The organism is Oceanobacillus caeni, assembly GCF_042678465.1.
Lineage (GTDB): Bacteria > Bacillota > Bacilli > Bacillales > Amphibacillaceae > Oceanobacillus > Oceanobacillus caeni.
In genome coordinates this window covers 1-7,630 of the sequence record NZ_JBHTKV010000051.1, presented here as the reverse complement: position 1 = coordinate 7,630, position 7,630 = coordinate 1, and the positions used below count along the sequence as shown (strand labels likewise).

Sequence of the window (7,630 nt, the reverse complement as noted above, 5' to 3'; positions counted from 1 at the left end):
ACTGCAAAAAGTTTTCCCTAAAGAATCTCAATATGACGAAAACATGTTCTTATAGGGGAAAAAAAGGTAAACTTAAAGATAATTAGGATTGACAGGGGAATACATTTATGATATATTTTCCAAAATAGCTAAATAACCAATATTTAATAACTCTTATCAAGAGTGGCGGAGGGACAGACCCTGTGAAGCCCGGCAACCTTCAAGTTTTTTCTTGAAAAGGTGCTAATTTCTGCAGATTAATTTCTGGAAGATAAGAGGAGGACAGAAAGATTTAAGACCTCTTCTTATTTATGTAGAAGAGGTCTTTTTGTGTTTTGGTATAAAAGTGAATGACTATAAGGGGCTGATACGATGGCGAATGAAAAACATAGTGAAAGTTCATTAGTTGCAAAAGCGTTAGTAGATGGAAATAAAAACGCATCCATAGCTGAAATTTCTAGTGACAATAATTTTTGCAGTATTTATGTCAGCAAGTATAGAATGAATAAAGAAGTTGGGTTTGAAAGAAAGTTGTTTCAGATGCTTGAGGATTTTCAACTTTATTACAGAAATATACCGTCTAGTGTCGATACTATTAACCTTATTTTACATGAAAATCAATTACATCAGGAGATAGAATGTGAACTGATTCAGAGGATTAGTTCGGAGCTTTCAGCAGATAAAGTGACTATTCAACGTAATCTTGCGCTAATTATGCTAATTGGAGGAGAGATGAATCATAATGTAGACAATATTACCAGAGCAGCGAATGTTCTTGCAAAAAAAGAAATTAATATTGAAATGATACATATGAGTCATGGCTCATCCAAGATAAGTTTAGTATTAGGTGTAAAGGCTCATGATGAACCAAAAGCTGTTGCGGCTCTTCATCGTGAATTTTTTGCTGGTGTTTCGGTTTGATCATATGTGTTAGATAATATAGGACATCTAATTAATCAGTGTTTTGACTATTAGATGGTCCTTTTCCTTTTTGTTATACTGTTGACTCTTATTTGAAACATTCTTTAACCTGTAAAAGGTTTGAATATTCATCTGTTCTTACAGGTATTGGAGATTATCATTTTAGTACTACTGTTCTCTCTTTTCAACAAATAACAAAATTAGTGTTGCCAATGGACCTAATACAAGAGAGAGCAAAAACCAGTTTAATCCCGTTCTATTCTTCCCTTGTGCAAGTGCAGCGTTTATCAAAGCAAGTGTACCCCATCCTACAAAATATTGGTTATCCATCATCTGTCCTCCTCATTAATCCCATTCATCTATGCAGGGGGCATCTCCTCTTATTGCCACCTTTGTACGCGTGACAGAAATTATGAAACGGTCCAAGGACTATACAAATATTTGATTTAGGTCTAATTTCAAACCTGTTAAAACATTAACGGAAATATTATCACCTTTTGTTAAGACTCCTTGAAATTTGTATTGTTTACCAATTAAAAGATGTATTTCTACAGATTTGTTAACCGGATCAACAATCCAACACTCTTTTACTCCTGCTTTTTCGTAAAGCTGATATTTCTTCCAACGGTCTAACTTAACAGATGAAGGTAAAAGTATTTCGATGATCATATCTGAGGCTCCATTACAACCCCTGTCGTCAAGCTTTTCTTGATCACTTACAACATATAAATCGGGTTGACTACATTATTTATATCATCGTCCTCTTTGTTATCCACTAATAATCGTACATCGAAAGGCGCAAAAAATACTTCGCATTCCTTTTCTTGGAGAAAGACTGAAAAAGCCGTAGATAATTCCCTGAGAACTTGTTGATGCCTACGTGAAGGGACAGGAACATATAAAAAGTTCCCCATCAATTAACCCAAACCTTTTACCTTCATCCTATGTTAGATAATCGGCATATGAATATTTCTCTTTTTCATTCGGAATGACCATTAAATCCTTCATTTCAGCTTATACTATCAACATATTATCATAACCGAAAACATTGAACATCTTCCTTTAGATCACTTTAATAATAACTGAACCTGTTACATACTGCTTTCCCTTGTTATTTTACAGCTTTGAAAATGTCTTTCTTAAATTTTCTGGATTGAATTTTAATTCATCTGGTTCATCCGTTTCCCAAACTTCATAATCCTCATCATTCAGCATTTTCCTAATTTGGTCTGTATCATAGATTTGTAGGTTGTATACCCTATTGGCCATCATTAAAATGGAGGCCATATGAGCTCCTTCTGATGTTGATCCACAAATATCCTTCACTAAATTTACCTGATAATCACGATAATACGCATCCATTACCGTTGACAGCACACTGCAGTCGGTTAGAACACCGCCAACGACTAGATGCTTAATATGGAGGTTTTTAAGTACCAGTTCTAAATTAGATTCATAAAACCCACTGTACCGGTGTTTATCAATAATAATATCGCCTTGTTCCGGTTTAATCTCGTCGGCAATTTCAATTGAAATAGACTTAGAATGGTAATAAATTGGTTCACCATTTTCGTTTAACGGTTCACCAGCCGCAAGTCCAACTGCATCCGCACGATTAATATGTCGCGTATAGATAATAGGTATCCCTTTTTCTCTACAGTCCTCAATAAGATCGGATGCGTTATCAAGAATTCCTTCCATATCCTCAATTTCTGAAGTTCCCTCTTCTTTTTGAAGATCCATTAATAAAAGTGCGGTTTTATTGAGATCCAAATGGCCTCCCCCTTACTTTATTTCGTCATATATATTCATTGTACCGGATGGCACTATATAAATGGAAATATTCTGATATATAGGTTCAAAGGTTTCTATTTATTTCAAGTGCAATAACGATATTTTGACTGTAAATGAAACATTTTGATTTGAAATACGTATAAACATAGTAGGGTATGGTACTTTTTAATAAAGGAGAAGTGGAGTGTTTTATATTTAAATACTAGAAATCTAAAAGGAGTATTTGTTATGGTAAAAAGAGTTTCTATGGTTTTGTTAACTATGGTTTTAGCTATTGTTGCCTTATTTTTAGCTGCTAAAAATCCAACCGGTCCTAATACTGTTTCTTTCGATGAACCATTCATTCTGTGGATATCTTTAGGAATACTCGTAGTACTATTCTTACCACCTTTAATTTTATCATTTTTTAATAATCTTGCGGTAAAAATTATTTCTACTATTTATCAAGTCTTTATAGTTTTAACTTTTTTAGGACTTGTTCCAGTAGGTTTTATGATTCCTAGTACTTCGGTAATAGTTATCGGGGCTTTGGGTACTGTTAGTAGCATTTGTAGTATCATTGTCACTATTTTAGTAGAAATAAAAAATTGACTTTTATGTAAAGGAATCTTATGAAAGATATTTTAATTTCGACTTTGTCCATTATAATAATTATGTATGTCATTTTTAAATAAAAAATTTTAAAGGAACTTACATGGTTTCAGATTTTTAGCGTTGGGGCTTCCTATCTTGTTGCAGTCCTTTTTGCTTTCATTCTTATATACTACGGAGGAAATTTGGTTTCTGGGTATTTTTTAAATATAATCTTTAAATACATAATTTTTCTTGTAATCGTTTGTATAGCAGTATATTTATGTGTAAACATTTTAAACAGGGTATTGGGGATAATTACTAATGGCATTCTTCCAAAAAACTAAAGGAAAGGGATGTCAGATGTCAAAATCAAAAAACGCTCAGATTTAATTTTTTTCTGAGCGTTTTTGCTCGTTATTATCGTAGGCCTTATTAAAAAACAGGTTGTTCCCGTCTTATTTTCCCTAAGAAATATTCTATTTGTTTATTCGTACGATTTAACATGGACTCGTCAGCAATCAGATGGTCACTTGTCATATCTAACTGGCTGTCCTGAAAATAAAGTCCTTTTAGGTTTTGACCTTTCATCGATGCTAGTAAGGGTTTCAATGTATATTCCAATGCTAATAAATGAGACGGACTGCCACCAGTCATTACTGGGAGTACTGGAGTATCTTGCAAAACATCTTGCGGAAGGATATCAAATAATGCTTTTAACACACCAGAGTAAGAAGCTTTGTACACTGGGGACCCAACAATAACACCTTTGGCTTTCCCTAATCGTCTTGCAATCTCCTTAATTTCCGGGCTTTCGAAGTTTCCAAAAAGTAAGTCCTTCGCATCCACGCCTTTTACCGATATATGTTTAATCAAAAATCCTTCCTGTTTTACTAAGTCACCTAGATAATAAAGAATACGTTCCGATTTTGATATAGAAGAAGGACTTCCCGAAACAATGACAATATCACTCACACCCATTCCCCTTTCTTTTCGATAAGTGGGATCCCTAGTCAAAAAGGGATTCCACGTTTAATAGTTTGCTAAAGCTTTTTCTTCTAAAATTAGGATAACATTTTCTATAATCATCATATTGCTCGTCTAAAACTGATATACTTAACAAAAACCCGTCGGCGGCATTATACCCACTTTTTTTATTTTTTCGAACCATACACAAGTATACTAATTAATTTACTTGGTTTTGTCTATTGAATATAAGTATAGCATTCTTCCAAACTAACAACAATAGGATGGGTTATAATTTTTTATCCTTTCACTTATAGAGAAATTCTATAACAGGGTCTTCTAATCGTTAAACGCGATTTTCCCTGAACATAAAATTAACCATTTACCGTATCTAAACTAACAATGATAATCCGTGCTTCAAGTGATCTTAATTCTTAAAACAATTGTATATTTTCTATAAAGCACTTTAACAAATTTGTCAAAAACCTTATAAGCCAATTAACCATAGTGATGTACAATAATACACAATAGTAGTTATTTACTTTTTCATAAATAACGCTTGAAATTGAATGATCATCTTGTTACAGTAAGATTGATAAATGTCATTTTCACTAATGGGAGGGATGATTTTATAGGCCTCGTTTGATCAAATAAAGAAAGATTTTACATTATTGGCGAAGTGATTGGGAAATTTTACGTGAAATTATTATTACAAAGTGAGGGAACTTTAATGTGGGTTATTACTGTTTATGAACAAAACGATATTCATATGTTTGAGTTTAATAATCAAGAAGAGGCAAATGAAGCTTTTAAGAATATGAAAGGGTGCAAGTATCTTAGTGAAGTGATTTACTATAATGACTTTGATTCAGAGCAAATCGAAGAAGCTTACTTGCATGCCATAGTTTCCTAAAAGAAAGAAATCCTCTTATACCACCAACAAAGTTTCCAATTTCTAAATCGCCGAAACCTCTGTGTGCGGGGGAACCATCTGGATTCAATGGAATCCAAGGGGTGAATCCTTTTTTAAAAAAGGTAGGGCTACTCAATGGCCCGAATCCGACAGCTAACCTCGTAAGCGTTATGGAGAAGGATGGTGAAGCTTGTGGCGTCCAAAAAAATACGTGTCTACAGATCATGTACAATGAATGAACCTGTAGACACGTTTTAATTTGTTTAAAAATATCGGATCAGGTACTAGAATGAGAGGCCGTGCGAAAATCATAGCCGGACGTGCAATAAGAGTTGGGCATTATAGCTTGCTAAAGGTTGTCATATTATTAAGTTCGATTGTTGGTTCAACAACAAGAACAGTAATAAAAATATTCGATGTGGAAACAGAGTTAATTCATCTCGCAGATTATGAAAAATTCAGTGGTGCCCGTAATTATGGAATATGAAGGATACAAATATATTACTCAAGCAATAATGAATGCAGATGTTATTATAAGGAATTCATTCAAGCGATATTGATAAACAAATATGATTTATTATCTGTAAAGGACTTTTAAAGAAGATTATGAGTATGGTTGTTACTGCAGGCTTTTGCTTAATTGTCGGACAACAGTTAAAACGAATATTATCTTACATAAAAGCACAAATCGTTTCTTCCTATGTATATAGAGGAATAGAATTTCAAGCTAAAGAAATCATTAATGATGACGTACTATTCCGTATCGAACCATTAATTGAGGAAATTATTGTATTAACCGAAATATACGAAGAGATTCGGGAAGTAAAAAAATGAATTGAATTCATTTCCAAATAATATAAAAAGGCTCCACAGGTAGGATTCGAACCTACGACCGATCGGTTAACAGCCGATTGCTCTACCACTGAGCTACTGTGGAATAATCTATACGCGCCCTAGAGGATTCGAACCTCTGACCCACAGCTTAGAAGGCTGTTGCTCTATCCTGCTGAGCTAAGGGCGCACTTATATTAACATACTCATGTATGGAATTTGAAACACCAATCACTTTATATGTTAGTAATGGGCCTGAGTGGACTCGAACCACCGACCTCACGCTTATCAGGCGTGCGCTCTAACCAGCTGAGCTACAGGCCCACTATCAATAATGGAGCGGGTGAAGGGAATCGAACCCTCATCATCAGCTTGGAAGGCTGAGGTTTTACCACTAAACTACACCCGCATATCGTGTCAATATTATAAATAAGATGGTGGCTCGGGACGGAATCGAACCGCCGACACACGGATTTTCAGTCCGTTGCTCTACCGACTGAGCTACCGAGCCAACTAATTTACTCTTATGTATGGAGGAGGTAGAGGGATTCGAACCCCCGCGCGGTTTGACCCGCCTGTCGGTTTTCAAGACCGATCCCTTCAGCCAGACTTGGGTATACCTCCACGTTATTATGGTTTCTACAAATGGACCCTGCAGGATTCGAACCTGCGACCGATCGGTTATGAGCCGATAGCTCTAACCAACTGAGCTAAGGGTCCATCATAAATAATTAATGGGGCGACCGGTGGGAATCGAACCCACGAATGCCGGAGCCACAATCCGGTGCGTTAACCCCTTCGCCACGACCGCCATCTTATAACTATGTATTTCTGATAGCAGCAGAGGGTATTTAACCCATGATCTTCACGGGTATAAACCATACGTTCTCGCCCACTAAGTTCTTCCCGAATAATTGGCTGGGCTACTAGGATTCGAACCTAGGATACACGGGATCAAAACCCGATGCCTTACCGCTTGGCTATAGCCCAATACTTCATGGTGCCGAGGACCGGAATCGAACCGGTACGGTAGTCACCTACCGCAGGATTTTAAGTCCTGTGCGTCTGCCAGTTCCGCCACCCCGGCAGATGTGATGAGCCATGAAGGATTCGAACCTTCGACCCTCTGATTAAAAGTCAGATGCTCTACCGACTGAGCTAATGGCTCGTACTTGTAATTTTATGGTGCCGGCCAGAGGACTTGAACCCCCAACCTACTGATTACAAGTCAGTTGCTCTACCAATTGAGCTAGGCCGGCATATGGCGGTCCGGACGGGACTCGAACCCGCGACCTCCTGCGTGACAGGCAGGCATTCTAACCAACTGAACTACCGAACCATAATTTGGTTGCGGGGACAAGATTTGAACTTGCGACCTTCGGGTTATGAGCCCGACGAGCTACCAGACTGCTCCACCCCGCGATATTTATTAGATAATATTAATGGTGGAGGATACAGGGATCGAACCTGTGACCCCCTGCTTGTAAGGCAGGTGCTCTCCCAGCTGAGCTAATCCTCCGACGCACAGAAGTACCAGTGCATGTGTTGCGACAGGATGTCGCGTACTTAACATGCCTTTCTTGAAAATGGTGACCCGTACGGGATTCGAACCCGTGTTACCGCCGTGAAAGGGCGGTGTCTTAACCGCTTGACCAA

The 7,630-nt window shown here is 37.0% G+C and carries 8 protein-coding genes, 15 tRNA genes, 1 pseudogene and 2 riboswitches; of the genes and pseudogenes, 5 read left to right on the top strand and 19 right to left on the bottom strand.

Annotated elements, in window-relative coordinates; all coding sequences use genetic code 11:
• The first annotated feature begins 150 nt into the window (after positions 1–150).
• Positions 151–257, top strand: a riboswitch (SAM riboswitch).
• A gap of 94 nt (positions 258–351) precedes the next feature.
• Positions 352–900 (top strand): ACT domain-containing protein, encoded by a 549-nt coding sequence (locus ACFQ18_RS17760; protein WP_052771603.1) that lies wholly within the window; start codon positions 352–354, stop codon positions 898–900.
• 168 nt (positions 901–1,068) lie between these two features.
• Here the strand turns inward: ACFQ18_RS17760 and ACFQ18_RS17755 are convergent, their stop codons facing one another.
• The 3 genes and pseudogenes from ACFQ18_RS17755 to ACFQ18_RS17745 all read right to left on the bottom strand — a co-directional run bounded on the left by ACFQ18_RS17755 (position 1,069) and on the right by ACFQ18_RS17745 (position 2,673).
• Positions 1,069–1,230, bottom strand: coding sequence for a hypothetical protein (locus ACFQ18_RS17755; RefSeq protein WP_165589225.1), 162 nt, complete (start codon positions 1,228–1,230; stop codon positions 1,069–1,071).
• A 99-nt stretch (positions 1,231–1,329) separates the two neighbouring features.
• Positions 1,330–1,626 (bottom strand): annotated as a pseudogene (locus ACFQ18_RS17750) (Uma2 family endonuclease); the annotation flags it as partial.
• A 390-nt stretch (positions 1,627–2,016) separates the two neighbouring features.
• Positions 2,017–2,673 (bottom strand): cysteine hydrolase family protein, encoded by a 657-nt coding sequence (locus ACFQ18_RS17745; protein WP_204798824.1) that lies wholly within the window; start codon positions 2,671–2,673, stop codon positions 2,017–2,019.
• 249 nt (positions 2,674–2,922) lie between these two features.
• Here ACFQ18_RS17745 and ACFQ18_RS17740 point away from each other — a divergent pair, with 249 nt between their 5' ends.
• Positions 2,923–3,285, top strand: a complete 363-nt coding sequence (locus ACFQ18_RS17740) for a hypothetical protein (protein ID WP_204798823.1) — start codon at positions 2,923–2,925, stop codon at positions 3,283–3,285.
• Positions 3,286–3,699: 414 nt separating this feature from the next.
• Here ACFQ18_RS17740 and ssuE read toward each other — a convergent pair whose 3' ends face one another.
• On the bottom strand, positions 3,700–4,239 hold the full coding sequence (gene ssuE / locus ACFQ18_RS17735) for an NADPH-dependent FMN reductase (protein ID WP_047183623.1): 540 nt from the start codon (positions 4,237–4,239) through the stop codon (positions 3,700–3,702).
• 688 nt (positions 4,240–4,927) lie between these two features.
• Here ssuE and ACFQ18_RS17730 point away from each other — a divergent pair.
• The 3 genes from ACFQ18_RS17730 (at position 4,928) to ACFQ18_RS17720 (ending at position 5,977) form a co-directional block, all read left to right on the top strand.
• Positions 4,928–5,143 carry a hypothetical protein gene (locus ACFQ18_RS17730; protein WP_275276488.1) on the top strand — a complete coding sequence of 72 codons (216 nt, stop codon included), beginning with the start codon at positions 4,928–4,930 and terminating at the stop codon, positions 5,141–5,143.
• A gap of 38 nt (positions 5,144–5,181) precedes the next feature.
• A riboswitch (cyclic di-AMP (ydaO/yuaA leader) is annotated at positions 5,182–5,326 on the top strand.
• Positions 5,327–5,432: 106 nt separating this feature from the next.
• On the top strand, positions 5,433–5,630 hold the full coding sequence (locus ACFQ18_RS17725; RefSeq protein ID WP_204798822.1) for a hypothetical protein: 198 nt from the start codon (positions 5,433–5,435) through the stop codon (positions 5,628–5,630).
• Between the two features lie 125 nt (positions 5,631–5,755).
• The gene (locus tag ACFQ18_RS17720; protein WP_060669266.1) at positions 5,756–5,977 is read left to right on the top strand and encodes a hypothetical protein; all 222 of its coding nucleotides are present in this window, start codon (positions 5,756–5,758) and stop codon (positions 5,975–5,977) included.
• Positions 5,978–6,008: 31 nt separating this feature from the next.
• Here the strand turns inward: ACFQ18_RS17720 and ACFQ18_RS17715 are convergent.
• The 15 genes from ACFQ18_RS17715 to ACFQ18_RS17645 form a co-directional block, all read right to left on the bottom strand.
• Positions 6,009–6,080: transfer RNA gene (locus ACFQ18_RS17715), tRNA-Asn, on the bottom strand.
• Positions 6,081–6,090: 10 nt separating this feature from the next.
• Positions 6,091–6,164, bottom strand: a tRNA-Arg gene (locus ACFQ18_RS17710).
• Positions 6,165–6,224: 60 nt separating this feature from the next.
• Positions 6,225–6,298, bottom strand: a tRNA-Ile gene (locus ACFQ18_RS17705).
• Between the two features lie 11 nt (positions 6,299–6,309).
• Positions 6,310–6,383 (bottom strand) — tRNA-Gly (locus ACFQ18_RS17700).
• Positions 6,384–6,409: 26 nt separating this feature from the next.
• Positions 6,410–6,485 (bottom strand) — tRNA-Phe (locus ACFQ18_RS17695).
• A gap of 20 nt (positions 6,486–6,505) precedes the next feature.
• Positions 6,506–6,598: transfer RNA gene (locus ACFQ18_RS17690), tRNA-Ser, on the bottom strand.
• A gap of 22 nt (positions 6,599–6,620) precedes the next feature.
• Positions 6,621–6,694: transfer RNA gene (locus ACFQ18_RS17685), tRNA-Ile, on the bottom strand.
• 15 nt (positions 6,695–6,709) lie between these two features.
• A tRNA-His gene (locus ACFQ18_RS17680) sits at positions 6,710–6,785 on the bottom strand.
• Between the two features lie 104 nt (positions 6,786–6,889).
• Positions 6,890–6,964: transfer RNA gene (locus ACFQ18_RS17675), tRNA-Gln, on the bottom strand.
• An 8-nt stretch (positions 6,965–6,972) separates the two neighbouring features.
• A tRNA-Leu gene (locus ACFQ18_RS17670) sits at positions 6,973–7,061 on the bottom strand.
• 8 nt (positions 7,062–7,069) lie between these two features.
• Positions 7,070–7,142, bottom strand: a tRNA-Lys gene (locus ACFQ18_RS17665).
• Positions 7,143–7,157: 15 nt separating this feature from the next.
• Positions 7,158–7,233, bottom strand: a tRNA-Thr gene (locus ACFQ18_RS17660).
• A gap of 3 nt (positions 7,234–7,236) precedes the next feature.
• Positions 7,237–7,313, bottom strand: a tRNA-Asp gene (locus ACFQ18_RS17655).
• A gap of 6 nt (positions 7,314–7,319) precedes the next feature.
• Positions 7,320–7,396 (bottom strand) — tRNA-Met (locus tag ACFQ18_RS17650).
• 21 nt (positions 7,397–7,417) lie between these two features.
• Positions 7,418–7,493, bottom strand: a tRNA-Val gene (locus tag ACFQ18_RS17645).
• Between the last annotated feature and the right edge of the window lie 137 nt (positions 7,494–7,630).